The sequence below is a fragment of the Haloechinothrix halophila YIM 93223 genome (assembly GCF_000504245.1).
Lineage (GTDB): Bacteria > Actinomycetota > Actinomycetes > Mycobacteriales > Pseudonocardiaceae > Haloechinothrix_A > Haloechinothrix_A halophila.
In genome coordinates, this window is sequence record NZ_KI632509.1 from 3,435,529 (window position 1) to 3,462,439 (window position 26,911).

The 26,911-nt window shown below is 69.2% G+C and carries 24 protein-coding genes; 7 read left to right on the plus strand and 17 right to left on the minus strand.

Annotated features, from left to right (window positions below; genetic code table 11):
- Nucleotides 1-5: 5 nt before the first annotated feature.
- Nucleotides 6-2,336: a carbamoyltransferase HypF gene (gene hypF, locus AMYHA_RS15800; protein WP_231104777.1), complete on the minus strand. Its 2,331-nt coding sequence runs from the start codon at nucleotides 2,334-2,336 to the stop codon at nucleotides 6-8.
- A gap of 134 nt (nucleotides 2,337-2,470) precedes the next feature.
- Between hypF and AMYHA_RS15805 the strand changes: the two genes are divergently transcribed.
- The 4 genes from AMYHA_RS15805 to AMYHA_RS15820 all read left to right on the plus strand — a co-directional run bounded on the left by AMYHA_RS15805 (nucleotide 2,471) and on the right by AMYHA_RS15820 (nucleotide 7,766).
- On the plus strand, nucleotides 2,471-3,745 hold the full coding sequence (locus tag AMYHA_RS15805; protein WP_034272107.1) for an ATP-grasp domain-containing protein: 1,275 nt from the start codon (nucleotides 2,471-2,473) through the stop codon (nucleotides 3,743-3,745).
- A 110-nt stretch (nucleotides 3,746-3,855) separates the two neighbouring features.
- A complete protein-coding gene (locus AMYHA_RS15810) occupies nucleotides 3,856-5,130 on the plus strand; it encodes an ATP-grasp domain-containing protein (protein WP_034272111.1) in 1,275 nt (424 codons plus the stop codon).
- A gap of 76 nt (nucleotides 5,131-5,206) precedes the next feature.
- Nucleotides 5,207-7,231, plus strand: a complete 2,025-nt coding sequence (locus AMYHA_RS15815; protein WP_034272114.1) for a CocE/NonD family hydrolase — start codon at nucleotides 5,207-5,209, stop codon at nucleotides 7,229-7,231.
- Nucleotides 7,232-7,496: 265 nt separating this feature from the next.
- The gene (locus AMYHA_RS15820) at nucleotides 7,497-7,766 is read left to right on the plus strand and encodes a hypothetical protein (protein ID WP_034277492.1); all 270 of its coding nucleotides are present in this window, start codon (nucleotides 7,497-7,499) and stop codon (nucleotides 7,764-7,766) included.
- Nucleotides 7,767-7,814: 48 nt separating this feature from the next.
- Here AMYHA_RS15820 and der read toward each other — a convergent pair whose 3' ends face one another.
- The 3 genes from der to cmk are packed head-to-tail and all read right to left on the minus strand — an operon-like array spanning nucleotide 7,815 to nucleotide 10,620.
- Nucleotides 7,815-9,224 carry a ribosome biogenesis GTPase Der gene (gene der / locus AMYHA_RS15825; RefSeq protein WP_034272117.1) on the minus strand — a complete coding sequence of 470 codons (1,410 nt, stop codon included), beginning with the start codon at nucleotides 9,222-9,224 and terminating at the stop codon, nucleotides 7,815-7,817.
- Nucleotides 9,221-9,904 carry a lysophospholipid acyltransferase family protein gene (locus tag AMYHA_RS15830; protein WP_034272119.1) on the minus strand — a complete coding sequence of 228 codons (684 nt, stop codon included), beginning with the start codon at nucleotides 9,902-9,904 and terminating at the stop codon, nucleotides 9,221-9,223. The genes der and AMYHA_RS15830 overlap by 4 nt, the downstream gene beginning before the upstream one ends.
- The gene (cmk, locus tag AMYHA_RS15835) at nucleotides 9,901-10,620 is read right to left on the minus strand and encodes a (d)CMP kinase (protein ID WP_231104778.1); all 720 of its coding nucleotides are present in this window, start codon (nucleotides 10,618-10,620) and stop codon (nucleotides 9,901-9,903) included. The genes AMYHA_RS15830 and cmk overlap by 4 nt, the downstream gene beginning before the upstream one ends.
- Nucleotides 10,621-10,741: 121 nt before the next feature.
- Here cmk and AMYHA_RS15840 point away from each other — a divergent pair, with 121 nt between their 5' ends.
- Both AMYHA_RS15840 and AMYHA_RS15845 read left to right on the plus strand, forming a co-directional pair.
- Nucleotides 10,742-11,224 carry a cation:proton antiporter regulatory subunit gene (locus tag AMYHA_RS15840; RefSeq protein WP_034277496.1) on the plus strand — a complete coding sequence of 161 codons (483 nt, stop codon included), beginning with the start codon at nucleotides 10,742-10,744 and terminating at the stop codon, nucleotides 11,222-11,224.
- Nucleotides 11,225-11,227: 3 nt separating this feature from the next.
- On the plus strand, nucleotides 11,228-12,415 hold the full coding sequence (locus tag AMYHA_RS15845) for a cation:proton antiporter (RefSeq protein ID WP_034272121.1): 1,188 nt from the start codon (nucleotides 11,228-11,230) through the stop codon (nucleotides 12,413-12,415).
- Between the two features lie 81 nt (nucleotides 12,416-12,496).
- Here AMYHA_RS15845 and AMYHA_RS15850 read toward each other — a convergent pair whose 3' ends face one another.
- The 8 genes from AMYHA_RS15850 to AMYHA_RS15885 form a co-directional block, all read right to left on the minus strand.
- Entirely contained in the window at nucleotides 12,497-13,252 is a 756-nt protein-coding gene (locus tag AMYHA_RS15850; RefSeq protein WP_034272123.1) for a pseudouridine synthase, read from the minus strand.
- Entirely contained in the window at nucleotides 13,242-14,006 is a 765-nt protein-coding gene (gene scpB, locus AMYHA_RS15855; protein ID WP_034272126.1) for an SMC-Scp complex subunit ScpB, read from the minus strand. Before scpB ends, AMYHA_RS15850 begins: the two co-directional genes overlap by 11 nt.
- Nucleotides 14,003-14,872, minus strand: a complete 870-nt coding sequence (locus tag AMYHA_RS15860) for a segregation and condensation protein A (protein WP_034272128.1) — start codon at nucleotides 14,870-14,872, stop codon at nucleotides 14,003-14,005. The genes scpB and AMYHA_RS15860 overlap by 4 nt, the downstream gene beginning before the upstream one ends.
- 24 nt (nucleotides 14,873-14,896) lie before the next feature.
- Nucleotides 14,897-15,301 (minus strand): hypothetical protein, encoded by a 405-nt coding sequence (locus AMYHA_RS15865; RefSeq protein WP_034272131.1) that lies wholly within the window; start codon nucleotides 15,299-15,301, stop codon nucleotides 14,897-14,899.
- Entirely contained in the window at nucleotides 15,298-16,293 is a 996-nt protein-coding gene (locus AMYHA_RS15870) for a ParA family protein (RefSeq protein WP_034272134.1), read from the minus strand. Before AMYHA_RS15870 ends, AMYHA_RS15865 begins: the two co-directional genes overlap by 4 nt.
- Before the next feature lie 116 nt (nucleotides 16,294-16,409).
- On the minus strand, nucleotides 16,410-17,309 hold the full coding sequence (gene xerD, locus AMYHA_RS15875) for a site-specific tyrosine recombinase XerD (RefSeq protein ID WP_034277498.1): 900 nt from the start codon (nucleotides 17,307-17,309) through the stop codon (nucleotides 16,410-16,412).
- An 85-nt stretch (nucleotides 17,310-17,394) separates the two neighbouring features.
- Complete coding sequence (locus AMYHA_RS15880; RefSeq protein WP_034272135.1) at nucleotides 17,395-18,045, minus strand: NUDIX domain-containing protein; 651 nt, start codon at nucleotides 18,043-18,045, stop codon at nucleotides 17,395-17,397.
- Nucleotides 18,046-18,055: 10 nt separating this feature from the next.
- On the minus strand, nucleotides 18,056-19,738 hold the full coding sequence (locus AMYHA_RS15885) for a CTP synthase (protein WP_034272137.1): 1,683 nt from the start codon (nucleotides 19,736-19,738) through the stop codon (nucleotides 18,056-18,058).
- Between the two features lie 51 nt (nucleotides 19,739-19,789).
- On the opposite strand from AMYHA_RS15885, the gene aroA reads away from it, so the two are divergent.
- Complete coding sequence (aroA, locus tag AMYHA_RS15890; protein ID WP_034272139.1) at nucleotides 19,790-21,088, plus strand: 3-phosphoshikimate 1-carboxyvinyltransferase; 1,299 nt, start codon at nucleotides 19,790-19,792, stop codon at nucleotides 21,086-21,088.
- 1 nt (nucleotide 21,089) lies between these two features.
- Here aroA and AMYHA_RS15895 read toward each other — a convergent pair whose 3' ends face one another.
- From AMYHA_RS15895 to AMYHA_RS15915, 5 genes are all read right to left on the minus strand, one after another.
- Nucleotides 21,090-22,037, minus strand: coding sequence for a copper transporter (locus AMYHA_RS15895; RefSeq protein WP_034272142.1), 948 nt, complete (start codon nucleotides 22,035-22,037; stop codon nucleotides 21,090-21,092).
- Nucleotides 22,034-23,218, minus strand: a complete 1,185-nt coding sequence (gene steA / locus AMYHA_RS15900) for a putative cytokinetic ring protein SteA (protein ID WP_034277501.1) — start codon at nucleotides 23,216-23,218, stop codon at nucleotides 22,034-22,036. Before steA ends, AMYHA_RS15895 begins: the two co-directional genes overlap by 4 nt.
- Nucleotides 23,219-23,293: 75 nt before the next feature.
- Nucleotides 23,294-25,027 carry a DNA repair protein RecN gene (gene recN, locus AMYHA_RS15905; protein ID WP_231104957.1) on the minus strand — a complete coding sequence of 578 codons (1,734 nt, stop codon included), beginning with the start codon at nucleotides 25,025-25,027 and terminating at the stop codon, nucleotides 23,294-23,296.
- Between the two features lie 153 nt (nucleotides 25,028-25,180).
- Entirely contained in the window at nucleotides 25,181-26,098 is a 918-nt protein-coding gene (locus AMYHA_RS15910) for an NAD kinase (protein ID WP_034272145.1), read from the minus strand.
- Nucleotides 26,095-26,910 carry a TlyA family RNA methyltransferase gene (locus tag AMYHA_RS15915; RefSeq protein ID WP_034272148.1) on the minus strand — a complete coding sequence of 272 codons (816 nt, stop codon included), beginning with the start codon at nucleotides 26,908-26,910 and terminating at the stop codon, nucleotides 26,095-26,097. Before AMYHA_RS15915 ends, AMYHA_RS15910 begins: the two co-directional genes overlap by 4 nt.
- Between the last annotated feature and the right edge of the window lies 1 nt (nucleotide 26,911).

A 26,911-nucleotide genomic window follows, 5' to 3' on the forward strand; every position in this document is an offset into this window, starting at 1 on the left:
ACCCATCAACTTCGCGGCGCGCCAGCACCAGCCTGCTGGTGCGCCGCGATCACCGTCTGACCGAGGCTGATCCCTCCGTCGTTCGTCGGCACCCGGGAATGGATCAGCACCCGGAAATCCCGTCGTTCCAGCGCGTCCACCGTCGCACCGAGCAGCAGCAGGTTCTGGAACACCCCACCGGATAACGCCACGGTGCCGACGCCGGTCGATGTCCGCAACGTGTGGCACACCCGCGCGATGACGTCGGCGATGCCGTTGTGGAACCGCGCGGCGACGACCGCGGGAGCGATGCCCGCGCGCAGGTCCCCGGCACACGCCCGCACAAGGTCAACGCCGGACACCCGCAGCCGCTCATCCCCCACCACGGCGGCCTCATGCCCACCCCGCGCGGCCCGCTCGTCCCCCACAACGGCGGCCTCGTACGCCCCGCGCTCAGCAGGATCGGCGAACTGTTCCAGCTCGATCGCCGCCTGGCCCTCGTAGTTGATCGCGTCGCGCACCCCGAGCAGCGCGGCGACGGCGTCGAACAACCGGCCAGCGCTCGACGTCGGCGGCGCGTTCACCCCACTCCGCGCCAGGGAGCGCACCGCACGCCAGTCCGCCGCGTTGCGCGTCACCACGTCCAACTCCGGCACGTCGTCGCCGTACGCCCGGTCCAGGTACGCCGCCGCCATCCGCCACGGCTGCCGGATCGCCGCCGCCCCGCCTGGCATCGGCACCGAGTCGACCAAGCCCAGCCGCCGGAACGACGTCAGGTCCGCGAGCAGGAACTCCCCGCCCCAGATCGTGCCGTCAGTGCCGTAGCCGGTGCCGTCGAACGCGACGCCGAGCACGGGCCCCGACTCCCCGTTGTCCGCGAGACACGAGGCGATATGGGCGTGGTGGTGCTGCACCCCGATCAGCTCCACATCGGACAGATCGAGCGCGTATTTGGTGGACAGGTACTCCGGGTGCAGGTCGTAGGCCACGACCTCGGGCTGGACGTCGAACAGCGCGCGGAAATGCTCGATGCCCTCGGTGAACGAGCGCAGGGTCTCGACGTTCTCCAGGTCGCCGATGTGATGCGACAGGAACGCATGCCGCCCCTTGGCCACACAGAACGTGTTCTTCAGCTCGGCCCCGCACGCCAGGACATGCCTGCCGACGTCGAACTGAAGTGGCACCGCCTCCGGCACGTAGCCCCGCGAGCGGCGCTGCACCTGCGCCGTGCCCCTGAAGCCGCGCACGACCGAGTCGTCGGTACGGATATGGATCGGCCGATCGTGGGTGAGCACCGCGTCCGCGATCGTGCCTAGCCGCGCGACGACGTCCTCGTCGCGGTACACGATCGGCTCGTCGGACACGTTGCCACTGGTCAGCACGATCGGACGGCCAACGGCGGCGAGCAGCAGCTGGTGCAGCGGTGTGTACGGCAGCATCACCCCGAGCCGCCGGTTGCCTGGCGCGACGGCGGCCGCGATCGGTGTTCCTGGCCGCTTCGGCAGCAGCACGATCGGACGTCGACGGCTGGTCAACAGCTCCGCGTCGACATCGCTCACCTCGCACAGTTCCCTCGCGGCGGCCAGGTCGGCCACCATCACCGCGAACGGCTTGTCCTCGCGGTGCTTGCGGGCACGCAGCGTCGCCGAGGCCGTGGCGTGGGTGGCGTCCGTCGCGAGGTGGAACCCGCCGAGTCCCTTGATCGCGAGCACGTTGCCCTGGCGCAGCAGCCGTGCCGCCGCCGTGAGCGGGTCGCCAGCGACGTCGCCGTCCGCGAACGCATCCAACCGCAGCCTCGGCCCGCACGCCGGGCAGCACACCGGCTGCGCGTGGAACCGTCGGTCGGCGGGGTCGTGATACTCGGCCGAGCACGCCTCGCACATCGCGAACCCGGCCATCGTCGTCAGCGGCCGGTCGTACGGCACGCCGCGAACGATGGTGAACCGGGGACCGCAGTTGGTGCAGTTGATGAAGGGGTACCGGTAGCGGCGGTCGGCGGGGTCGGCCATCTCGCGCAGGCAGTCCGCACAGGTGGCGCTGTCCGCCGAAATCAGCGTGCTCGCGTCGCTGTCACGCGAACTCGGCACGATGGCGAAACCGGCATCGCCGGTCGGCGCGATCTCGCGTGACCGCACATCGTCGACGACGGCCAGCGGCGGAGCCTCGGCCGCGACAGCACGCAGGAACTTCTCCGTCGCCGCCGCGTCACCCTCCACCTCGGCGAACACACCGGACGCGTCGTTGCCGACGTGACCGGACAGCCCCAGACGGGTGGCGAGGCCATACACGAACGGGCGGAAGCCGACCCCCTGCACCACCCCGTCGATCCGCACCGATATTCGCACCAACCGGCCCACGCGTCCCAGTGTGCGGCAGCCGCCACATGTCTGCGACCCACGGACGGGATCGATACAGAACAGGGCTCACGTGTGCCGAGGCTCACCCCTGGGTATTCCCATGTATTACTTGCGCTCGTAGCGAAGGAGCCGTCATGCCCACCAACGTCTTCGTCCTCGGTCACGACGATCACAATCAGCAGGTGCTGGAAGCCATGCCGTCCGCGGAGCACTGCGTGTTCCACCCGCTGCTGTCCTTCGAGGAGATCTGGGGTGAGGAGATCTCCTTCGGAGACGTGCTGACCTCGGCCCAACGCCAGCTCGACAGCTTCGACGGCTCGATCGACGCGATCGTCGGCTTCTGGGACTTCCCCGTCAGCTCACTGCTTCCGCTGTTGCGCAGCCGCTACGGGCTGCCGACAGCCAGCCTCGAAGAAGTCGTCATGTGCGAGCACAAGTACTGGAGCAGGCGGCTGCAGCGACAGGTGATCGACGAGGTCGTTCCGCCGTTCGCCCTGGTCGACCCTGACTCGGGCGATCTGCCGGATGACGTTCGGTTCCCGATGTGGATCAAGCCGGTGAAGTCCTTCGGCTCCGTGCTCGCCTTCGGCGTCGCCGATCCCGAGGCATACCAGGCGGCACTCGCGGAGATCAGGGACGGCATCGGGTGGGTCGGCAAGCCGTTCGATGCCCTGCTGGAGTATGTCGATCTGCCGCCGGAGATCCAGGCAGCAGGCGGGCAGGCCTGCCTGGCTGAGGAGGCACTGTTCGGCCAACAGCTCACCGTCGAGGGCTACCGGTACAAGGGTGAGGTCGTCATCTACGGCGTCATCGACTCGATCAACTACGACAACAGCCCCAGCTTCCTGCGCTACCAATACCCCTCATCGCTGCCGGAAGCAGTGGTGGACCGGCTGACCGACCTCTCCCGCCGCATCGTCAGTGCGATCGGGCTCGAAGGCATGACGTTCAACATCGAGTACTTCTGGGACCCCGGAACCGACGCCATCGGGCTGCTCGAAATCAACCCCCGGCACTCGCAGTCCCACGCGGAACTGTTCGCCGACGTCGACGGCATGCCCAACCACGAAGCCATGCTCCGGCTCGCACTCGGCCAGGATCCGGACTTCCCCTACCGCAAAGGCCGCTACGGCGCCGCGGCCAAGTGGTACCTGCGGCGGTTCCACGACGGCGTCGTCCGCCGGGTGCCCACCCAGGAAGAGATCGAGGCGATCCAGCACATCGTGCCAGGCACCACCATCGAACTCACCGTGGCCGAAGGCGACCGGCTCTCCGAACTACAGCACCAGGACGCCTACAGCTATATGCTCGCCAATGTCTACATCGGCGGGGCCGACGAGTCCGATGTGAGTTCGAAGTACGACCAGGTCCTCGCCGCCCTCCCGTTCGAGATCGATGACGTGACCTGAGCGACGGCGGCGCCGCGTCGTCGGCGCGTCCGATACCCGATCAAGACCGGTGGGTCACCGTTACGAACTCCTACCCATCGGCGACGACTTCGGTGACACAAGGAGCCGCCATGACAACGAACGTCTTCGTCCTCGGCCACGACGAGCACAACCAGCGCATCCTGGAGAACATGCCCTCCGCGGACGGTTGCACCTTCCACCCATTGCTGTCCTTCGAGGAAATCTGGGGCGAGCGGATCTCGTTCCGCGACGTCCTCACCTCAGCGCAACGCCAGCTCGACGCCTTCGACGGCAGCATCGACGCGATCATCGGCTTCTGGGACTTCCCGGTCAGCACCATGCTCCCGTTGCTGCGCAGCCGCTACGGTCTGCCGACAGCCAGCATCGAGGAAGTCGTCATGTGCGAGCACAAGTACTGGAGCAGGCTGGTGCAGCAGCGGGTGACCGACGCGATCCCGCAGTTCGGCCTCGTCGACCCCGCGACGGACACCGAGCCGCCGGAGAACGTGCGGTTCCCGCTGTGGGTCAAGCCGGTCAAGTCGTTCGCGTCCGAACTGGCCTTCGGTGTCAACGACCTGGACACCTTCCGCGACGCGCTCGCCAAAATCAACGAGGGCATCGGCTGGGTCGGCAAGCCGTTCGAGGCGCTGCTGGAACACGTCGAGCTGCCCCCGGAGATCGAAGCCGCGGGCGGGCGCAGCTGCCTGGCAGAAGAGGCGATCATCGGCAGGCAGCTCACCGTCGAGGGCTACCGCTATCAGGGCGAGATCGTCGTCTACGGCGTCGTCGATTCGGTCAATTACGAGAACAGCCCCAGCTTCCTGCGCTACCAATATCCGTCCACGCTGCCCGCGGAGATCATCGAGCGGGTCTCCGAGCTGACCCGCACGGTCGTCAACGCGATCGGGCTGGAGCGCATGACGTTCAACGTCGAGTTCTTCTGGGACCCCGGCACCGACGCGATCAACCTGCTAGAGATCAACCCACGGCACTCCCAGTCCCACGCGGAACTGTTCGCCGACGTCGACGGCATGGCCAACCACGAAGCGATGCTGCGGCTCGCACTCGGCCGCGACCCGGACTTCCCGCACCGCAAAGGCCGCTATGGGGCCGCGGCGAAGTGGTTCGTGCGGCGGTTCGACGACGGGGTGGTGCGGCAGGTGCCCACCCACGAGGAGCTCGCCGCGATCCAGCACATCGTGCCGGGCACCACCATCGAGCTCACCGTCGCCGAGGGTGATCGGCTCTCCGAGCTGCACCGGCAGGACACCTACAGCTACCAGCTGGCCAGCGTCTACATGGGAGCCGACGATGAGGCGGATCTGGTCACCAAGTTCGACCACGTCGTCGCCGCGCTGCTGTTTGAGATCGAAGACGTACACTAAGATCGTGTTTGGCAGCCCCGTGATCGGGTATGACGCAGACGGCTCATCTTGATCACACGTGCCGAGGAGTTGGTCCATGCGGACGGTGACATCATTGCCACACGCTGTCCGCGAGGAGGAGCATGTCTGGGTGCCGATGTCCGACGGGACGCGGCTCGCCGCCCGGATCTGGCGCCCCGCGTCCTCCGAACTCGAGCCAGTGCCCGCGATCCTGGAGATCATCCCGTACCGGCAGCGTGACCTGACCGCACGCCGCGACTCGATCCATCACCCCTACCTCGCCGGGCACGGCTACGCCTGCGTGCGCGTCGATCTACGCGGCAGCGGCGACTCCGAGGGTGTGCTCACCGACGAGTACCTCGAGGAGGAACTCGCCGACGCCGAGGACGTCCTCGCCTGGCTGGCGAAGCAGCCGTGGTGCACCGGTCGCGCCGGGATGATGGGGATCTCGTGGGGCGGCTTCAACGCGCTGCAGGTCGCCGCGCGCCGACCGCCAGGCCTCGACGCGATCGTCACGGTCAGCTCCACCGACGACCGCTACGCCGACGACGTCCACTACATGGGTGGGTGTCTGCTGTCGGACAACCTGTCCTGGGCGTCGACGATGTTCGCCTACAACTCCTGCCCGCCCGACCCAGCCGTGGTCGGCGACCGCTGGCGGGACATGTGGCTCAAACGGCTCGCGCGCAGCGGCCTGTGGCTGGAGGAGTGGCTGATCCACCAGCGCCGCGACGAGTACTGGCAGCACGGCTCGATCTGCGAGGACTTCGCGGGCGTGCAGTGCCCCGTCCTCGCGGTCAGTGGCTGGGCGGACGGCTACACCAACGCGGTGTTCCGGCTGCTGGAGAATCTCACCGTGCCGCGCAAGGGCCTGGTCGGTCCGTGGTCGCACAAGTACCCGCACCTGGGTGAACCCGGCCCGGCGATCGGGTTCCTGCAGGAGCTGGTGCGCTGGTGGGACCACTGGCTCAAGGACATCGACACCGGCATCATGGACGAGCCGATGCTGCGCATCTGGATGCAGGAGACGGTGCCGCCGTTCACCGCCTACGAGGAACGGCCCGGCCGGTGGGTCGGCGAACCGAACTGGCCGTCCCCGCACGTCCACACCGAGGCACGGCAGCTGCATCGCAACCGCATCGCCAAGCCCGGCGAGGAGGTCGAAAGCGAGGAGCTGACGATCGAATCGCCGCTGTCGGTCGGGCAGTACGCGGGCAAGTGGTGCTCCTACAACGCGCCGCCCGACCTGCCGTACGACCAGCGCGAGGAGGACGGCGGCTCGCTGGTGTTCGACACCGACGAGTTCACCGAACGGTGTGAACTACTGGGCACCCCGGTGGTGGAGCTCGACGTCGCGGCCACCGAACCGGTGGCGATGGTGGCGATACGGCTGTCCGACGTCGCCCCGGACGGCAGAGCCACCCGCATCAGCTACGGCCTGCTGAACCTCACCCACCGCGACGACCACGCCAACCCGAAGCCGCTTGCCCCCGGCGAGCGCTACCAGGTGAGCGTGCAGCTGAACGCGATGGCACAGGCGCTGCCGCCTGGCCACCGCCTGCGGGTGGCCATCTCGACGTCGTACTGGCCGCTGGCGTGGCCGCCACCGGAGCCGGTGCGGCTGTCGGTGTTCGGCGGCACCAGCCGGGTGCTGCTGCCGGTCCGGCCGGTGAACGAGTCGGACGAGGTGTCGCTGCATCCATTCGACGAGCCGGAAGGCGCCGAACCGATCTCGGTCACGCAGATGCGGCCCGGCGAGGAACGCTGGACCGTCACCCGGGACCTGGTTGACTACCGTTCCGCGCTGGAAGTGGTCAAGGACCTCGGCGCGGTGCGATTCGACGACATCGATCTCACCGTCACCCGGCGTGCGTTCGAGCGCTACAGCTGGGTGGGTGACGACTTCGGCTCGGTGATGGGCGAGACGGACTGGACGGTTGGTTTCGAACGCGGCGACTGGAAGGTGTCCACCACTACCCGCACGGTCCTGACGTCGTCCGCCACGGACTTCCACCTGCGCGCCGAGCTGGACGCCTACGAGGGCAACACCCGTGTGGCGTCGTACAACTGGGACCGCACGGTGCCCCGCGACATGGTGTGACGCGATAGCGCTCGCTCCGGTGGACCGCGGTGCGACGCCGGAGCCGCTGTGGCCGGTCGTCTGTCGTGCGGCGCTGGTCTCACTGATGCCAGTGGCGTCGTTGTGTCATCACAGACTGTGAATCGCGTCATAGTTGGCGGGGGAAGGACTCCCACGTAACAACGGAACTTCACAGGGCGACACAACCTCGCGGAGACCGTCACGAAAGCGCCACCGGCGCGGGTGGCGCGGCGGTCGAGCAGGAGAGAGGGACTACAGCGTCGTGTTGGGCAGTCAGGAAGAACTGAATCACCGCGAACGAGCCACCTTGCGCGCCGTCGCGCTCGGCAAGGCGGAGATCACGTGCAGCAGCGAGCCCGACTTGTTCGTCGACGGTCTCGCCTGCTGCGATCAGTCCACCGTGCACCGGCTCGCCAGGCTCGGCTGGATCGAGCCGACGGTGTCCGGTAAGCGCGGCGAGCGTGTCCCCGCGCGGATCACCGCCCTCGGCCGCACGGTGCTCGGCGCCACGGGAGTTCCCGGCCGCGCCGCCTGACGTCGTGTTCCCCGTTCCAGACGCCGTGTGCGGCGCTCGGCGCACCGCCTAGCGCTTGCGGGGCTTCTTCTCCCGCACCCGGACATTGATCCGCACCGGGCTGCCCTCGAAGCCGAACTCCTCACGCAGCTTGCGCTCGATGAACCGCCGGTAGCCCGCCTCGAGAAAACCCGTCGAGAACAGCACGAACGTCGGCGGCCGGATGCTGGCCTGCGTCGCGAACAGCACCTTCGGCTGCTTGCCGCCCCGCACCGGCGGCGGGGTCGCCGCGATGAGGTCGGACAACCAGCCGTTGAGCCGCCCAGTCGGCACCCGGCTGTCCCAGGACGCCAACGCCGTACGCATCGCGGGCGCCAGCTTGCGCACCGCGCGCCCAGTCAGCGCTGAAACGTTCACCCGTTGCGCCCACCTGATCCGGGAGAGACCACGGTCCAGCTCGCGATCCAGGTGATAACGGCGTTCGTCGTCGACCAGATCCCACTTGTTCATCGCGAGCACGCACGCCCGGCCGGACTCGACCACCATGGTCAGCACCCGCAGGTCCTGCTCGGTGATCGGCTCGCTCGCGTCGAGCAGCACGATCACCACCTCGGCGGCGTCGATCGCGGTTTTGGTACGCAACGAGGCGTAGTACTCGGTGCCCTTCGCCGTGTTCACCCGCTTGCGCAGGCCGGCGGTATCCACGAACCGCCATGCCTGCCCATCCAGCTCGACCAGCGAGTCAACCGGGTCAACCGTCGTGCCCGCGACATGGTGCACCACGGACCGGTCCTCACCGGTGAGCTTGTTCAGCAGGCTGGACTTGCCCACGTTCGGCTTGCCAACCAGCGCCACCCTGCGCGGCCCGCCCACCGTGTCCTTCTCGGCGGGCGCGTCCGGCAGCGCGTTGACGACCGCGTCGAGCAGATCCCCTGACGCGCGGCCATGCAACGCGCTCACCGGGTACGGCTCGCCCAGCCCAAGCGACCACAGTTGCGCCACGTCGGCGAGCACGCGTTCGTCGTCCACCTTGTTGGCCGCGAGGATCACCGGCCGCTTGGAACGCCGCAACACCCGCGCGACCGCCTGCTCGGCCTCCGTCGCGCCCACGGTGGCGTCGATGACGAGCAGCACCGCGTCCGCCGTGTTCATCGCCAGCTCAGCCTGCGCCGCCACCGCGGCTTGCAGCCCACTCGCCTTCGGCTCCCAGCCGCCGGTGTCGACCAGCGTGAACCGCCTGCCAGCCCAGTTGGCGTCGTAGGCGACCCGGTCGCGAGTAACACCGGGCGTGTCCTGCACGACGGCTTCCCGCCTGCCAAGGATCCGGTTCACCAGCGTGGACTTGCCCACATTCGGCCTGCCGACGACAGCGACCACCGGCTGCACCTCGGGCCCTTGCTCCTCGTCGGCGGCCGCGATGGCGTCATCCAGCGCCTTGAAATCCGATTCGTCCGACCAGGTGCCATCCGCATCGGTCATTGCCGCACATCCCTTGTTCGCTCCGACCCGCCGTGCGTCGCACGCCAGGTATCCAGCTCCGCGACCGTGTCCGCGAGCCGCACGCGCAGCTGCTCGGTCGCGTCGGCCAGCCCCGCCCTGCCCCGGGGCACGTCCAGCGCGAACGGCTCGCCGAAGTAAACGTCCACCGTAGGGCGGAACCGCCTGCGTGTCCCGGCCGGGCGGCGGGTGCCTCGCACCGCGACGGGCTGCACGATCGCCCCGGACGAGCGCACCAGCCACGCCGCGCCCAGCTCGGCGACCTTCACATCACCGCTGCCCCGCGTGCCTTCGGGAAACACCCCGACCATGCCACCGGACCGCAGCAACCGCACCGCGTGCAGCAACGGCGTCCTGTCTGGCTCGCCCCTGCGCACCGGAAGCTGTCCGATCAGTTCCAGGCCCCTGCCGACCGGGCCGTGGAACATCTCCTCCTTGACCAAGAACACCGAACGGCGCGGCAATAATCCGAACAGCAGCTGCGGTTCCACCATCGAGGTGTGGTTGGCCACCAGCACGATCGGTCCGGTGCGCGGCACGCGCTCGCTGCCACGCATCCTGATCCGAAACGCTGGCCGGAACACCCACCGCGCGAGCAGCCGCGCGACGTCGTGCAGTCCTCGGTGCGCACCGGCAGGCAGATCGCTCACGGCGTCACTCACGTCGGCGTCCCACGCTCGGCCATAATGCCGCGCTGCTCGGCCAGCTCGCACAATGATGTCACCACGCCATCGATGCCGAGGTCGCTGGTGTCGAACTCGACAGCGTCGTCGGCGGGGCGCATGGGGTTGGTCGCGCGGGTCGAGTCCAGCCGGTCCCTGCGGTCAACTGAGCGCAGCACGTCGACGTGGTTCGACTCGCGACCAGCCGCGGAGTCCTGCGCCAGCCTGCGAGCGGCCCGCACGTCGGCGGACGCGGTCAGGAAGATCTTGAGCGGGGCGTCTGGCGTGACGACCGTGCCAATGTCACGGCCCTCCACGACGATGCCGCCGACATCGGCGAGCACGCCCTCGATGACGCGCCGCTGCATCCCGACCAGCAGATCCCGCACGGCGGGCACGGCGGCGACCGCCGAGACCGCCGACGTCACCGCGTCGCCGCGGATCTCGGCGGCGACATCATCGCCGTCCAGTAGCGCGACCGGGTGGTGCGGATCAGTGCCGACCTCCAGCTCGGCCGCCTTGGCCGCCGCGGTCACCGCGTCGGCGTCCGCGACGTCGACGCCCGAGCGCAGCGCGGCGAGGGTGATCGCCCGGTACATGGCGCCGGTATCGAGGTACCCGGCGCCAAGCCGGTCGGCGAGCCTGCGCGCCACCGTCGTCTTTCCGGTGCCAGACGGCCCGTCCATGGCGACGACACCCCGCAGTTGAGCAGCCAACGATCACTCCTTGTCCAGCCTGTCCGTCTCCCGACATTCTGCCTGCCGCCCTCGTGCGGGGATGCAGCGCATGCCGCTGACCGCACCCGCGAGGACGCGCCACCTCAGCTACGGTGGGCGTGTGAACGTAGAGGTAACACCACTTCCTGGCATCGGCGTGCGCAAAGACTTCGCGCTGCGCACTGGCCAGCGCATCGGTGTCATCAACCACCGCGACGGGGCGATCGAACTGATCATCTCACGCGCGGACGACCCCGATGCGTGCGTGGCCTCAATCCCGCTGACCGTTGACGAGTCCGCGACGCTCGGCAACCTGCTCGGCGCGCCGCAGCTCGTGGCGCAGCTCACCGAGGAGCACAAGGACCTGCCGGGAATCCAGACCAAGCAGCTGCCGATCGAGGACAACTCCCCCTACGACGGCCGCACCCTCGGTGACACCCAGATGCGCACCCGCACCAGTGTGTCCGTCGTCGCGGTGATGCGCGCCGGTCAAGTACACCCGTCGCCGGGCCCCGACTACACGTTCACCTCCGGCGACCTGCTCGTTGCCGTCGGCACGTCGGAGGGCCTCGGCGCTGCGGCGAAGGTCCTCAAGAACGGCTGAGCCGTGGAAGCCGACAACACGGCCCTGTCACTGATCCAGCTGGGCGCGGTGTTCTTCAGTCTCGGCGTGCTCGGCAGGCTCGCCCAGCGGGTAGGGATGTCACCCATTCCGCTGTATCTGCTCGGCGGGCTCGCCTTCGGCAACGGCGGCGTCATCGAACTCGGCAACATCGAGGAGTTCACCCACCTCGCCGCTGAGATCGGCGTCGTGCTGCTGTTGCTGATGCTTGGCCTCGAGTACACCGCGACCGAGTTGTTCACCGGGCTCCAGCGGTCGTGGCTGGCTGGGCTGGTCGACATCGTGCTCAACGCGACGCCCGGCGCGGCGCTCGCGCTGCTGCTCGGCTGGGGACCGACGGCTGCCTTCGTGATGGGTGGCATCACCTACATCTCGTCATCCGGCATCATCGCCAAGATCCTCAACGACCTTGGCCGCACCGGTAACCGCGAGACCCCGGTGGTGCTCTCGATCCTGGTGTTCGAGGACCTGGTCATGGCCGCCTACCTGCCGACGTTGACGGCGGTGCTCGGCGGCATCAGCCTGCTGGCCGGGCTGCGGGCGGTGGGCATCTCGCTATTTGTGGTGACCGTCGTGCTCGTGGTGGCCATGCGGTACGGGCGGTACGTCTCGGCGGTGCTGTTCAGCGAGGACAGGGAGATCTTCCTGCTCAAGCTGCTCGGCTCGGCGTTGCTTGTCGCCGGTGTCGCGGCGGCGATGCAGGTCTCGGCGGCGGTGGGCGCGTTCCTGCTCGGCATCGCGATCGCCGGCCCCGCGGCGCGAAGCGCCACGCGGGTGCTCGAACCGCTGCGCGATCTGTTCGCGGCGATCTTCTTCGTGGTGTTCGGGCTGAACACCGATCCGAGGGACATCCCGCCGGTGCTGGCCTTCGCGGTGGTGCTGGCAGTGGTCACCACGATCACCAAGGTCGCGACCGGCTGGTGGGCGGCCCGCAGGCAGGGCATCGGCCCGCTCGGCCGGGCACGCGCGGGCGCGTCGCTGATCGCACGCGGTGAGTTCTCCATCATCATCGCGGGACTAGCGGTGTCCGCCGGCGCGGTCGAAGCGCGGCTGGCAGCGCTGGCGACAACATACGTGCTGATCATGGCGGCGCTGGGGCCGATCGCCGCCCGCGTCGTGGAGCCTGCCGTCCGGGCGATCCGGGGCACACCGGCGCCGAAGCCAGCGCAGTGACGGTGCTCGCGGAGCGTCGCGGGGGCGGGTGATCTTGAGGCGTTGTGGTCGTCATAGCGACCACAACGTCGACACACTCGCTCAGAGCCCGACTGCGGCATGCAACGAGGCGAGTTCCTTGCGGGTGAGCGGGCGGAGCGAGCCGGGCTTGAGCTGACCGAGCGTGACGTCGTCGACCGCGGTGCGGACCAGCCGCTGGACGGGATGTCCCACCTCGTCGAGTAGCCGGCGCACGATGTGCTTGCGGCCCTCGTGCAGCACGATTTCCACCATCGACCGACCGGGGCGGGAGTCGATCACGCGGAACCGGTCGGCCTTCACCGGCCCGTCCTCCAGCTCGACCCCGGAAGTCAACTGCGCGCCGAGACCACGCTGCACCACACCGTCGACCTCGGCGACGTACGTTTTCAGCACCTCGTACGAGGGATGCATGAGCCGGTGCGCCAACTCGCCATCGTTGGTCAGCAGCAACAGGCCCTCGGTCTCGGCGTCAAGCCTGCCGACGTGAAACAGCCGCTCCGTGCGGTCGGCCACCAGGTCACCGACGCAGGGCCTGCCCCGATCGTCGGTCATGGTGCTGTGCATGCCACGAGGCTTGTTCAGCGCGAGGTAGACCAGGTCATCGCGGACGATGACGCGGTCACCGTCGACGCGGATCACGGCGGTGTCGGGGTCTACTTTGGTCCCGAGTTCGCGCACCACCTCGCCGTCGACGCTCACCCGTCCTCGCATGATCAGCTGCTCGGCGGCGCGGCGGGAGGCGACTCCCGCCTTGGCGAGCACTTTCTGTAGCCGCACCAGCTCCGGCTCAGCGGTCGAGTTCGACTCAGAGGTCATCGATGGAGTCCACTTCGGGCAGCAACGGCGCGATCGGCGGCAAGTCGGACAGCGAGGGCAGACCCAGCCGCTCCAGGAACAACTCGGTGGTGACGTAGAGCGTGCCACCGGTCTCGCTGTCGGTGCCGTACTCCTCGATCAGCCCGCGCGCGAGCAGCGTCCGGATCACGCCGTCGACGTTCACGCCGCGCACCGCGGCGACGCGCGAGCGGGTGACCGGCTGCCGGTAGGCGATCACGGCCAGCGTCTCCAGCGCGGCGCGGGTCAGCTTGGAGCGCTGCCCATCGAGCAGCAGTTTCTCCACGAACGGCGCGTACGTGTCGCGGGTGTAGAACCGCCAGCCGTCACCAGCCCGACGTAGTTCGATGCCGCTCTCCCTGTCGGCGAGGTCCTCGGCGAGCGTGCGCAGCGCCTCGGTGACGCGGTCGACCGGCTGCTCGACGGCGGAGGCAAGCGACTCCTCCGACACCGGGGAGTCGACGACCAGCAGCAACGCCTCCAGTGCCGCGATCAGGCGCTCATCGGTGGAGACGTCGGGCAGCGCGTCCGTGACGTCGATCGGTGCGCCCTCCTGCTCCGGGGCGTCAGGGGGCGCGGCATCGGCTGGGGCGTCAGGGGGCGCGGCATCGGCGTCGATCGGGCCGTCAGAGACGTCGGAGGGCTCGTCGGGTGCGGCGGCAGCAGCAGCGTCCTCCGATGCGGCGTCCAGCGCGATGTCGCCGTGGTGGTCGGCGTCGTTCTCCGGGGTACTCACCCGTACTCCTCCTCGTCCTCGCTCACACGATCGCGCTCCGCGGCGGCGCTGGCCTCGTCGACGGACCCGCCGGTCCAGGTCACCCGTAGCTCCCCGAGCGGATCGGCCTGCTCGAACTCCACCGTGGCCTCGCGGTACAGCTCGAGCAGCGCGAGGAACCGGGCGACCACCTCCAGCGTGTGCTCGCAGTCCGTCACCAACTCGGTAAAGCTCGCCGAACCGTGCTCGGCCAGCCGCAACCGCAGGATCGCGGCGTGCTCCCGCACCGACACCTTGCCGGCGTGCAGGTGGTCGAGCGACACCGTCGGCGGCGGCTTCGGCCGGAACACCGCTGCCGCGATCTCCGCGAGTCCGTCCGGGTCGACACCGAGCATCACCTCGGGCAGCAACCCCAGGTAACGCTCTTCCAGCGACACCGACCGCGGGTAACGTCGTAGCGCACCGGCTTCCAGCTCCGCGAACAGCGCGGCGACCTGCTTGTACGCACGGTACTGCAGCACCCGAGCGAACAGCAGATCGCGTGCCTCGAGCAGCGCGAGGTCCTCTTCGTCCTCGACGTCGCCGGACGGCAGCAGCCGCGCGGCTTTCAGGTCGAGCAGCGTCGACGCAATCACCAGGAACTCGGTGGTCTCGTCGAGGTCCCATCCCTCGCCGAGCGCTTTGGTGTGCGCGATGAAGTCGTCGGTGACCTGGTGCAGGGCGACCTCGGTGACGTCCAGCTCGTGCTGCGAGATCAGCTGCAGCAGCAGGTCGAACGGCCCCTCGAAGTTCGCCAGCCGCACCCGGAACTTGGAACTGGGCTGCTCCTCGACGTCACTGCCAGCGACCGCGTCGTCAACAACGATCGCGTCGTCCGCTTCGGTCATGTGTGCTCTATTCGCGCTCGGAAGCTACCCGAGCTGGGCTTGCGCACCGTGCTCGTCTTCCTCAATGCGCAATCGTCGCACAAGGACCGAATCCTCGCCGTTGGCCTCGAAATCCTCCAGCATCACCGCGACCGCCTCGCGCACCAGTCTGCCCCGGTCCACCGCGAGACCGTGGCTACCTCGCAGCGCGAGCCGCGCCTGCTCCAACGCGAGCAACTGCTCGCTGGACAGGTACACCGTGATCTTCGAGTCATGCTTCTTGCGCGGCGCGGCGCGCCTGTCTGTCGCGGAGCCCTCTTCGTTCCCGCGCGGGGCGGGTGCGGTCTTCTCCGCCGAGCCGCCGGACGAATCCGTGCCGCTCGACTCGGACGTTGCTGTGGTGCGGAAGAAGAGTTCTGAGGCGCCGGGCAAAGACACCCGTCTTGTCACCGGCGAATCACCTCTCGCGCGAGTTGACGATAGGCGGTCGCGCCAACGGACTTCGGCGCCCACGTCGTGATGGGCTCCCCAGCGACGGTGGTTTCCGGGAACCGCACGGTGCGGTTGATGACCGTGTCGAACACGGTGTCCCCGAACGCCTCGACCACCCTGGAGATGACCTCCTTGGAATGCAATGTACGCGGGTCGAACATGGTGGCGAGGATACCGATGATGTCCAGACTCGGATTCAGGCGCTCACGAACCTTGTCGATGGTGTCCATGAGCAGCGCGACCCCGCGCAGGCTGAAGAACTCACACTCCAGCGGGATGATCACACCGTCAGCGGCGGTGAGCGCGTTGACGGTGAGCAACCCGAGCGACGGCTGGCAGTCCACCAGCACGAAGTCGTACTCCGCGATCAGCGGGCGCAGCACGCGCATCAGACTGTGCTCGCGGCCGACCTCGGCGACGAGCTGCACCTCTGCCGCCGACAGGTCGATGTTGCTCGGCAGCAGGTCAATGCCGTCGATCGACGTCTTGTGCAGGATGTCGCGCACGTTGATCGACGACTCCATGACGGCGTTGTAGACGGTCTGGTCCAGCTCGTGCGGCTGCACCCCGAGCCCGACGGACAGCGCGCCCTGCGGATCGAAGTCGACGAGCAATACCTTGCGGCCGTACTCGGCCAGCGACGCGCCCAGGTTGATGGTGGACGTCGTCTTGCCGACGCCACCCTTCTGGTTGCACATCGCCAGCACGCGCGCCGGACCGTGCCGATCGAGCGGCGGAGGTTCGGGTATCTCGCGCAGCGGCCGACCCGTCGGGCCGAGTTTCTGCTCCGACTTCTGCTCCGGCTTGCTGCTCGCCGGGGTGCCCGACACACCAGAGCCCCGCGACGACGTGCTCGCGGCCGAGCTGGCACTCGGTGCGCTGTCCGGCGCACCGGCGGCCGGCTGTTCGCCGAAGACCTCCGGTGCCCGAAGTGAGTGAGGTGTCGCCATGACGAGAAGACTCCTTGCTCTCCCTGCTCGACGGCAGCCTATGGGTGAGCAACTAGCTGCGGCAAAGCGGCTCGCCGCAGAACCCCGAAATCATTCCGAGACGACGTTCTCCGTGCCTACCTGGACCGAGGGTGCGCGGTAGCGTACACCTCGCGCAAGGTCATGACGGTGACACGGGTGTAGACCTGCGTCGTGGTCACCGAGGCGTGCCCGAGCAGCTCCTGCACCACCCGGACGTCCGCCCCGCCTTCCAGCAGATGGGTAGCGAACGAGTGCCGCAGCGTGTGCGGCGACACCGCGTCCGACAGTCCCGCCCGCTCGGCGTTGGCCTTGAGTACCTGCCACGCACCCTGCCGCGACAGCCTGCCGCCCCGCGCGTTCAGGAATAGCGCCGAGGTCCCCCTGCCCTTACGAGCCAGCGCGGGCCTCGCCCGCACCAGGTACGCGTCGAGGGCGGCCAGCGCGGGCCTGCCGATCGGCACGAGCCGCTGCTTGCCGCCCTTGCCATCGAGCAGGACGGTACGCTCTGCCGACTCGACGTCGTCGACGTCAAGCCCGATCGCCTCGGAGATCCGCGCGCCGGTCGAGTACAGCACTTCGAGCAGCGCCTGATCCCGCAGCGCCCGCGGGTCATCGGTGGGCGGGGTGTCCAGCAGCTTCGCGACCTCGTCGATGCGCAGCGCCTTGGGCAGCCGTTTCAGCGGAGGCGGTGGGGTGACGTCGCGGGCGGCGTCGTCACCGACGATGCCCTCCCGCGCGGCGAACCGGTGCAACCCGCGCACCGCGACCAGCGCCCGCGCCGCCGACGACGCCGCCAGCGGCGGGTGGTCCTCGCTACCTTCCCGCAGCGCCACGACGAAACCGGTGACGTCGGACTCGGTGACGTCGGCCAGGCTGGTGCGCCGGGCGGTGTCGAGATAGGCGAGGTAACGGCGCAGGTCACGCTCGTAGCTGTTCAGAGTGTTGCGCGCGGTCGCGCGCTCGACAGCGAGGTGGTCCAGGTAGGCCCTGACCACCCGCTCCGGGTCGCTGCGTGCCACGCGGACACCGTACCGGCAGGCACCGACGCGGTCCCCGGACACGCGCCGGGTGTCCCGCGGTTCAGTCTGCGTGCTTCCTCGCCGCGAAGGCCGTCGGCCGGTCCCGCCACGGCACGTCGGCGGACCGTGGCTCGGTCGCGCCGGACAGCACCGCGTGCGCCGCGAGCAGCCCGCTGACGGTGGCGCCGTTGATCAGCTCCCCCGTCAGTACCCGCTGGACGGCATCGGCCAGCGGCATCCGGGTGAGCACGATGTCGGCTTCCTCATCGCCGCCCGCGATCTCCCTGTCCACCACGGTCAGGTCCCGTGCCAGGTAGATCCGCACCACCTCGTCGGTGAATCCGGTAGAGGCCGCCATGTCGACCAGCGTGTCCCACCGCCCGGCGACGAGGCCTGCCTCCTCGCGCAGTTCCCGCTGTGCGGTCACCAGCGGGTCCTCCTCCGCGACGTCGAGCAGCCCCGCTGGCAGCTCGAGCAACCGCCGACCGATCGGGTGCCGGTACTGCGAGACCAGCGTGACCTGACCATCGGCGTCGACCGCCGCGATCGCGACGGCGCCGAGGTGCTCGACGATCTCCCGGCGCGCGGTCCTGCCGCCTGGCATCACGACGTCGTCGACGCGCAGCGCGACCACCCGGCCGACGTGGATGTCCTCGGACGCGACGACGTCGAACTCGTGCGTGCCCGGTTCGGTGCTGCTGTTCTGGCTCATGCCCTGCCGTTCACGACGTCTCGGGCAGCGGCAGCCGCTCCGCCTTGCGGTAGTTCACCGCGGCGTGCACGAAGGCGTCGAACAGCGGGTGCGGGCGGGTCGGCCTACTCTTCAGCTCCGGGTGTGCCTGGGTGCCGACGAAGAACGGGTGCGTCTCCTCCGGCAACTCGACGAACTCGACCAGCTTGCCGTCCGGCGACGTCCCGGAGAACACCAGGCCCGCCTTGGTGAGCCGCTCGCGGTAGTGGTTGTTGACCTCGTAGCGGTGGCGGTGCCGCTCGGAGACGTCGATGGTGCCGTACGCCTTGGCGACCTGCGTCCCGTCGGTGAGCTTCGCCGGATACGCGCCGAGCCGCATGGTGCCGCCCATGTCGGCCTCACCGCGCACGACCTCCTTCTGGTCCGGCATGGTCGAGATGACCGGGTCGGTGATCTCGCCGTCGAACTCGGTCGAGCCAGCACCGGTGATGCCCGCGAGGTTGCGGGCCACGTCAATGACCATGCACTGCAACCCCAGGCACAGGCCCAGCACCGGGATCTTGCGTTCGCGGGCGTAGGTGATCGCGCCGACCTTGCCCTCAATGCCGCGAATGCCGAACCCGCCTGGCACGAGGATGCCGTCGACGCCGTGCAACGCGTGCGACGCGCCTTCGGGCGTGGCCAAGTCGTCGGAGGCCACCCAGCTGATCTGCACCTTGGCGTGGTGGGCGAAGCCCCCGGAACGCAGCGCCTCGGTCACCGACAGGTAGGCGTCCGGCAGGTCGATGTACTTGCCGACCAGCGCGATCCGCACCGTCTCCTTCGGGTTGTGCACCCGATCGAGCAGGTCGCCCCACACCGTCCAGTCGACGTCGCGGAACGGCAGCCCGAGCCGACGCACCACGTACGCGTCCAGCGCCTCCCGGTGCAGCACCTTCGGGATGTCGTAGATCGACGGCGCGTCGGGGCAGGCGATGACCGCCTCGTTCTCGACGTCGCACATCAGGCCGATCTTGCGCTTGAGATCGTCACCGATCTCCCGGTCGGCGCGGCACACCAGCGCGTCCGGCTGGATACCGATGTTGCGCAGCGCGGCGACGGAGTGCTGCGTCGGCTTGGTCTTGAGCTCCCCGGACGGCGCGAGGAACGGAATCAGTGAGACGTGCAGGAAGAAGCAGTTGTCCCTGCCGACGTCGTGGCGCACCTGCCGGCAGGCCTCAAGGAACGGCAGCGACTCGATGTCGCCGACGGTGCCGCCGACCTCGGTGATGACGACGTCGGGGCGATATCCGGTGCCGTCGGACTCGGCCAGCGCCGTGATCCGCGACTTGATCTCATCGGTGATGTGCGGAATGACCTGCACAGTGTCACCGAGGTACTCGCCCCTGCGCTCCTTGGCGATGACCTCGGAGTACACCTGGCCGGTCGTGACGTTCGCGTGGCCGGTGAGGTCCCGGTCGAGGAAGCGCTCGTAGTGACCGATATCGAGATCGGTCTCCGCGCCGTCCTCCGTGACGAACACCTCGCCGTGCTGGAACGGATTCATCGTCCCAGGGTCGACGTTGAGGTAAGGGTCCAGCTTCTGCATCGTGACCCGGAGGCCCCGAGACGTGAGTAGCTGACCCAGGCTGGAGGCTGTCAGCCCCTTGCCGAGCGAGGAGGCGACACCTCCCGTGACGAACACATGCTTGACTGTCCGAGGCTGAAGTCCCACGGGCCTTTACGCTAACACGCACAAACCCGACCCGAGGGAGGACACCCGGTCATGTCAGCCGAAGCGTGGGTGGCACCGACCGCGACCGGCGCGTTCGACGCGACGGTGCGGGTGCCCGGTTCGAAGTCGATCACCAACCGGGCGTACGTGCTCGCCGCGCTGGCCAGTGAGCCGACGACGGTGCGGCATCCGCTTGATTCCCGCGACGCGCGGCTGATGCTGGCCGCGCTGGACGCCCTCGGCGCGTCCTGGCGGCCGATGTCCGATGCGGCCGCCGATGACCCCGGCGACCTCGACGGGGTCATGGTGACGCCGCTGACCGGCGGCACCGGCGACGTGTCGGTGGAGTTGGGCAACGCGGGCACCGTGGCGCGGTTCACCCCGGCGCTGGCGACGCTGGGATCCCACACGGTGCGCTTCGACGGCGACGAGGCGATCCGCAGGCGTCCCATCGCGCCGCTGCTCGAGGCGTTGCGCGACCTCGGGGCGGACATCGACGACGGCGGCAGGGGCGCGCCACCGTTCACCGTGCGCGGTTCCGGGGGCCTCGCTGGCGGCGCTGTGACGCTGGACTCCTCGGCGTCGAGTCAGTTCCTGTCAGCGCTGCTGCTGGCTGGCCCCGCGTTCGAGAAGGGCGTCACGGTACGGCTGGCCGGTGGCGCGCCGCCGAGCGAACCGCACGTGGCGATGACGCTGGACCTGCTCCGCCGGTTCGGCGCGGCGCCAGAACGTGACGGCACCGAATTCCACGTTCCCCCGGCGACACTGTCCTGCCCGGACTTCACCGTGGAACCGGACCTGTCCACCGCGGCGCCGTTCCTGGCCGCAGCCGCGCTGACCGGGTCCACGGTGCGGGTGCGCGACTGGCCGTCGCGGACGACGCAGCCCGGCGACTGGCTGCGGGAGTTGCTGCGCGACCTCGGCGCGCGGGTATCGCTTGACGACACGGGGCTCGTCGTCACAGGCGAGGGCGGGTTCGCCGGGCAGCAGCTTGACCTGCACGAGGTGGGCGAGCTGACGCCGGTGGTCGCGGCGTTGCTGTGCTTCGCGGACGGGCCATCGCTGATCTCCGGGGTGGCACATCTGCGCGGGCACGAGACCGACCGGCTCGCGGCCCTGGCCACCGAGCTCTCCGGGCTGGGCGCGGACGTGTCGGAGACCGCCGATGGGCTGCGAATCTCCCCGGCGCCGCTCCACGCGGGGACGTTCCACACCTACGACGACCACCGGCTCGTGATGGCCGGTGCGGTTCTCGGGCTCCGCGTGCCCGGCATCACGGTGGAGAACCCCGCCACGGTCGGCAAGACGTTCCCCGGGTTCGTGGCGACGTGGGAGGGAATGCTGGGGTAGCTCAGCTCCCCGACGCCGCCACGCCGGGCGCGGGCGCCTCGGCGTTGCCCGCGGTGCCGTAGCGGCCGGTGTCCTCCTCCAGCTGTTCCCGCAGCGCCAGCACGGTGGTGACCCTGCCCGCCTGGGTGTGCAGGTTGTCCACGGTCGAGAGGATGTCGGACGCCGCCGTGTCGGCCCGGACGACACCGATCGAGCCAGAGCCGCCCGCCGCCGACGTCCGGCCAGCCAGCACGGCGCCCGCCCCCGCCTTGTCCAGCTGGGTTGCGAAACGCGCGAGCGTGACGGCCTTGTCGCCGGCGCCGGTGCCCTGCGCCCTGTCACCGACCAGCACGACGGCGAGCTGCGCGGGCTCCACATCGCCGGTGGTCTCGACGAACCCGCCGTCGGACAGCCCGGCCACGGCAGCGTCTCGCTCCTCGGACGATGTCTGCGGCTTGGCGGACTTGCCGTCGAGCAGCAACGTCTCACCGAGCAGCGCGCCCGCGAGCGCGCCGGGACCGCCGGACGTCGGGAACTTCGCGCCAGACGGTTGCAGCCGGATCGCGATGTCGGACACCTGCTCGGCCTTGCTGGGATCGATGAACGCCTCGGTCAGCTTGATCTCGCCGGACACGCTGCCGCCCGCCGACTCGATCAGCTTCACCACACCGTCGCGCTCGGACGGTGCGACACCGTCGGTCGTCACGACGAGCACGGTGCGCTTGTCCAGCAGCCCAGAGACCACCTTCGGCCCGACCGCGCCCGCGAACGCGTCGGCGTCGGCCAGCCGGGCCTGCAGCCCGTTGCGTTCCGCTTCCAGCTCGGTCACCTGGTTGGCCAGGTTGCTCTTCTCGTCCGACAACGCCGACAGCAGCGTGCCGCTCAGCGTGGTTGAGCCGAGCACGACCCCGACCGCGAGCGCGAGGAACACCGCGGCGATCGAGATGATGTGGTAGCGCAACGAGATCACGTGACCAGCCCCTTGAACCAGGTCGTCAGGGACCGCCATTGCTCGGCGGCCCAGTCCAGATAGACGCCGCCGACATCGGAGACCAGCAGCGCGGCGGCCACCACCACCAGCGCGGAGACCACCAGCAGCACGACCGCCCACAGCGAGATCCGGCTGCGGTGCAGCATCCCGACCGCCTTGCCGTCGACGATCTTGGTGCCCAGCTTGAGCCGGGTGAGAAACGTCGACGGGTTCGAGCCGGACCGGCCTCGGTCGAGGAACTCCGCCAGCGTCGCCTGGAAGCCGACGGTGACGACGAGGCTCGCCTCATGAGTGTCGGCGAGTAGCAGCGCGAGGTCTTCGGCGTTGCCGGTGGACGGGAACGTCACCGCGCCGACGCCGAGGTCCTGGATGCGGTCGATGCCGGGTGCGTAGCCGTCGAGCTGGGCCGGGATGACGATCTCACCCGCGTTCTTCAGCGTCGCGGATGCCACGGCGTTCGGGTCGCCGACCACGACGTCCGGTGTGTAGCCCGCCTCGCGCAGCGTGTCGGCACCGGTGTCAACGCCGATGAGCACCGGCCGGTGCTCGGCGATGTACTTCTTGAGCCGTTTGAGGTCCTTGGCGTGGTCGGTGCCCGGCGCGATGACGAGCGCGTGCCGGTCTTTCATCGCCACCCGCAGCCCTGGCACGCCGACGCCGTCCAGGATCAGCGTGCGCTCGGCGCGCAGGAACTCCATTGTGTTGGCGGAGAACGCTTCCAGCTGGGCGGTCATGCCCGCCTTCGCCTCGATCATCTGGTCCGCGACGCTGTCGGGGGTTTGCTCCACCCCGCGCGCGATTTCGCGTTCCCCGTTGTAGACGACACCCTCGTGCAACCGGATCTTGCTGCCATCTTTGATGCGGCGGAGAACGTCCGTTCCGACGTCGTCTACGAGGGGAATTCCCGCGCCAACAAGGATTTCCGGGCCAAGATTGGGAAATCGTCCCGAGATGGACACCGATGCGTTCACGACGCCAGCGACCCCTGCCGCCGCGAGCGCGGCCGCGGTCGCGCGGTCGAGATCGAGCTGGTCAAGGACGACGATGTCGCCGGGCCCTACCCTGCGCAGTAGTTCCCCGGTGCGTCGATCGACCCGCGCCACGCCGGCCACTCCAGGCAGCGTTTCGGTGCTTTTCGAAAGCAGGCCGCTGAGTTTCATGGGCCCGATAGTGACAAAAGGAAACCAGAATGCGCGCCCGCCACGCCGAAGGACCGGGTCGAACTCAGTGGTTATTCACACCTTCTCGGCACCGGCGACGGCCAGCAGCTCCTCAGCGTGCGCGCGACCGGTCTCCGTGCCGTCCATGCCAGCCAGCATCCGTGCCAGCTCCATGACGCGCTCCTCGTCGTCGAGTGTGCGGACGTCGCTGCGGGTGACGCCGCCGTCGGTGCCCTTGTCGACGACGAGGTGCTGGTCGGCATAGGCGGCGACCTGCGGCAAGTGCGTCACGACCAGCACCTGGTGGGTGCGCGCCAACCGCGCGAGCCGCCTGCCGATCTCCACGGCGGCCCTGCCGCCAACCCCGGCGTCGACCTCGTCGAACACCAGCGTCGGCACGGTATCCGCGCCCGCGATGACGACCTCGATCGCCAGCATCACGCGGGACAGCTCACCACCGGACGCGCCCTTGTGCACCGGAAGCGCTGGCGCGCCGGGATGCGCACGCAGCAGCAGCTCCACCTCGTCGACGCCGTCCGGGCCAGCGTGTAATCGCTGCCCGTCGACGGCGAGCGCGGCGGGATCGTCGGCGTCCGCGGTCATCGGGCGCACCACGACGTCCACCTCTGCCTGCGCCATGGCCAGCCCGCACAGTTCGCCGGTGATCGACGTCGCCAGCTCGGCGGCGGCCTCGCCGCGAGCCCGCGAGACGGCAGCGGCGTGCCCAGCCAGCTCGGCGGCCAGTGCGTCACGACGCCGCGCCAGTTCCGCGAGCGCATCCTCCGAGGTGTCCATTCCGGACAGTTGCTGGCGAGCCTCTTCTGCCCAGGCAAGTACGCCGTCGACGTCGGCGGCGTACTTGCGGGTGAGTTGTTTCAGCTCGGCCTGGCGTGCGAGGGCCTTGTCGAGCGTGGCAGGGTCGGCGTCAAGGCCGTCGAGGTAGCCGCCCAGCTCGGAGCCGACATCCGCGAGCAGCACGGCGGCCTGCTCCAGCCGGGAGTCGAGTTCGGTGAGCACGGGATCCTCGGCCGATGCGATGCGCTGGCGGGCCTCGCTGACCAGGCCGAGCGCGCCAGGTTGGTCTGGGTCGGCGTCGTCAGCACCGGACACCGCCGCCTGTGCGGCACCGGCCGCGGTGCGCAGCTCGTCGACCTCGGAGAGCCGTTTGATCTGCTCAACCAGTGCGGTGTCCTCACCGGATTCCGGTGCGACGGCCTCGATCTCGTCCAGCCCGTGCCGCAGCATGTCGGCCTGCTGCGCGAGCTCGCGAGAGCGGCTGGTGCGTTCGGCCAGCTCGCGAACGACGTCCTGCCACTCGGCGCGGACCCGCTGATACTCCGCGAGCGGCGTAGCGACGGCGTCCCCCGCGAACCGGTCGATCACCGCACGCTGCTCAGCGGTCCGCATCAGGCGGAGCTGGTCATTCTGCCCATGCACGGCGATGAGCTGGTCGGACAACTGACCGAGCGCGCCGGCCGGGACCGACCTGCCGCCGAGGTGAGCACGGGAGCGGCCGTCCTTACCGACGCTGCGCAGCGCGATCACGCTGCCGTCCTCGTCGACCTCTCCGCCGGATTCCTCGATCATCTCCACCGCGGCAGGCAGCTTCGTCAGCGCGAACCTGCCCTCGACGATGGCCTTCTTCGCGCCATTGCGCACCCGAGAGGCGTCGGAACGGCCCCCTGAGAGCAGGTGGAGGCCGGTGACCACCATGGTCTTGCCCGCGCCGGTTTCCCCGGTGACCACGGTGAGTCCCGGGTGCAGTTCGAGCAGGGCGTCGTCGATAACACCGAGGCCCTGAATCCGCATCTCGGCCAGCACGGCTCCCACCGTAGCGGGTAACCCGGACACCACGTCGTGTCCCACGCCCAACGGTGTCGTGTCCCGCACTCCCGACGCCGTGTCCGTCACTCAGGACGTCGTGTCATGCACTCCCGACGCCGTGTGTGCACTTCAGCGCCCTCACTCTGGCGCGTGGCGCTCCCGCCAGCCTTTCACCGGGAGTGCGAACTTGTGCACCAGGCGGTCGGTGAACGGGCCTTCCCACAACCGGGCGAGCAGCACCGGCACCTCTCCGGCGACGACCTGGATCCGCGCGCCGAGCGGGAGCTCGACGTGGCGCATCCCGTCGCAGGTCAGGACACCGGTGGAACCGTGAGGGTCGATGTCGATAGCGATAACCGACTCCCGCGAAACGACCATCGGGCGGGCGAACATGGCGTGCGCGTTGCTGGGGACGACGACCAGGGCTTCGACGTCCGGCCAGATGATCGGACCGCCGGCCGAGAAGGCGTACGCGGTCGAGCCGGTCGGCGTCGCGCAGAGCACGCCGTCGCAGCCGAAGGAGGAAACGGGGTGCCCGTCGATGCTGATCAGCGCGTCGAGGATGCGTTCCCGCGAGCTCTTCTCGACACTGGCCTCGTTGAGCGCCCATGTCCGAGCGAGCACCTCGTCGCCGACGGTGACCGTGACGTCCACGGTCATACGGCGTTCGACCTGGTACGACCTGTCCACCACGCGCCGGACAGTGTCGGCGAGCGCGGTGGAGTCGGCCTCGGTGAGAAAGCCCATGCGGCCGAGGTTCACGCCGAGGATCGGGACCCGCGCGGGTCGCGCCAGCTCGGCGGCGCGCAGCAGCGTGCCGTCGCCACCGAGCACGAACACCAACTCGACGCCGGACGCCGGTTCGTCCTCGCTGATGGTCAGCGGCAGCGTGTCCCTGACCGGAGTATCACCTTGGGCGGCGAGAAAGTCCGCCACCGTGGCGTCGAGCACCCGCAGCTGGAACCCCGCCGCGCCGAACAGCTCGGCGACCTCCCGCGCCGCCTCACGGTTGGTCTCCCGATCGGGGTTGACCACGAGCAGTACCTGGCGTGTCATGCCGGCCCCTCCTCCACCGCCGTGGCGACCAGTTCGGCCCGCTTCGCGGGGTCATCACCATCCCCGGTCCGGCGCAGCCAGGCGAAATACTCGACGTTGCCGGACGGCCCAGGCAAGGGGCTCGCTACCACCGCGGCGGTGCTCAGGCCCAGTTTGGCTGCCTCGGTCAGTACGTCGAGCACGACCTCGGCGCGCAGCTCGGGTTCGCGGACAACACCGCCGGTGCCGAGGCGCTCCTTGCCGACCTCGAACTGCGGCTTGATCATCGGCACCAGGTCGGCGTCGGGCACGGTGCAGTCGGCAAGCGCGGGCAGCACCAGCCGCAGTGAGATGAACGACAGGTCGCCCACCACCAGCTCCACCGGTTCGCCGATGTCGTCCAGCGACAGCGACCGCACGTTGGTCTTGTCCATGACGACGACCCGCTCATCGGTTTGCAGCCGCCAGTCCAGCTGTCCCCTGCCGACGTCGGCCGCGATCACCGTCCGCGCGCCCCTGCGCAGCAGCACGTCGGTGAAGCCGCCGGTCGACGCGCCCGCGTCCAGGCAGCGTTTGCCCTCGACGCTGAGCCCGAGTGATTCGAACGCCGCCAACGCGCCGAGCAGCTTGTGCGCGCCGCGCGACGCCCAGCCAGGGTCGTCGGTATCGCGCACTACGATCGGCGCGTCCAGCTCAACTCCGGTGGCTGCCTTCTTCGCCGCCATACCACGCACCAGCACACTTCCACTGCTGATCAGCTGGCCGGCATGTTCTCTCGACCGCGCCAAGCCGCGCCGGACCAGCTCGGCGTCGAGCCGCGCCTTGCGCCCCACG

What these genes read in the sequence shown, in the direction of transcription:
- AMYHA_RS15815 (WP_034272114.1), top strand. Translation starts at nt 5,207, where the DNA reads ATGCGGACGGTGACATCATTGCCACACGCTGTCCGCGAGGAGGAGCAT.
- AMYHA_RS15805 (WP_034272107.1), top strand. Translation starts at nt 2,471, where the DNA reads ATGCCCACCAACGTCTTCGTCCTCGGTCACGACGATCACAATCAGCAG.
- AMYHA_RS15880 (WP_034272135.1), bottom strand. Translation starts at nt 18,045, where the DNA reads ATGAGCCAGAACAGCAGCACCGAACCGGGCACGCACGAGTTCGACGTC.
- recN (WP_231104957.1), bottom strand. Translation starts at nt 25,027, where the DNA reads ATGCGGATTCAGGGCCTCGGTGTTATCGACGACGCCCTGCTCGAACTG.
- AMYHA_RS15910 (WP_034272145.1), bottom strand. Translation starts at nt 26,098, where the DNA reads ATGACACGCCAGGTACTGCTCGTGGTCAACCCCGATCGGGAGACCAAC.
- AMYHA_RS15850 (WP_034272123.1), bottom strand. Translation starts at nt 13,252, where the DNA reads ATGACCTCTGAGTCGAACTCGACCGCTGAGCCGGAGCTGGTGCGGCTA.
- aroA (WP_034272139.1), top strand. Translation starts at nt 19,790, where the DNA reads ATGTCAGCCGAAGCGTGGGTGGCACCGACCGCGACCGGCGCGTTCGAC.
- AMYHA_RS15810 (WP_034272111.1), top strand. Translation starts at nt 3,856, where the DNA reads ATGACAACGAACGTCTTCGTCCTCGGCCACGACGAGCACAACCAGCGC.
- der (WP_034272117.1), bottom strand. Translation starts at nt 9,224, where the DNA reads ATGACCGATGCGGATGGCACCTGGTCGGACGAATCGGATTTCAAGGCG.
- AMYHA_RS15870 (WP_034272134.1), bottom strand. Translation starts at nt 16,293, where the DNA reads ATGGCGACACCTCACTCACTTCGGGCACCGGAGGTCTTCGGCGAACAG.
- steA (WP_034277501.1), bottom strand. Translation starts at nt 23,218, where the DNA reads ATGAAACTCAGCGGCCTGCTTTCGAAAAGCACCGAAACGCTGCCTGGA.
- AMYHA_RS15860 (WP_034272128.1), bottom strand. Translation starts at nt 14,872, where the DNA reads ATGACCGAAGCGGACGACGCGATCGTTGTTGACGACGCGGTCGCTGGC.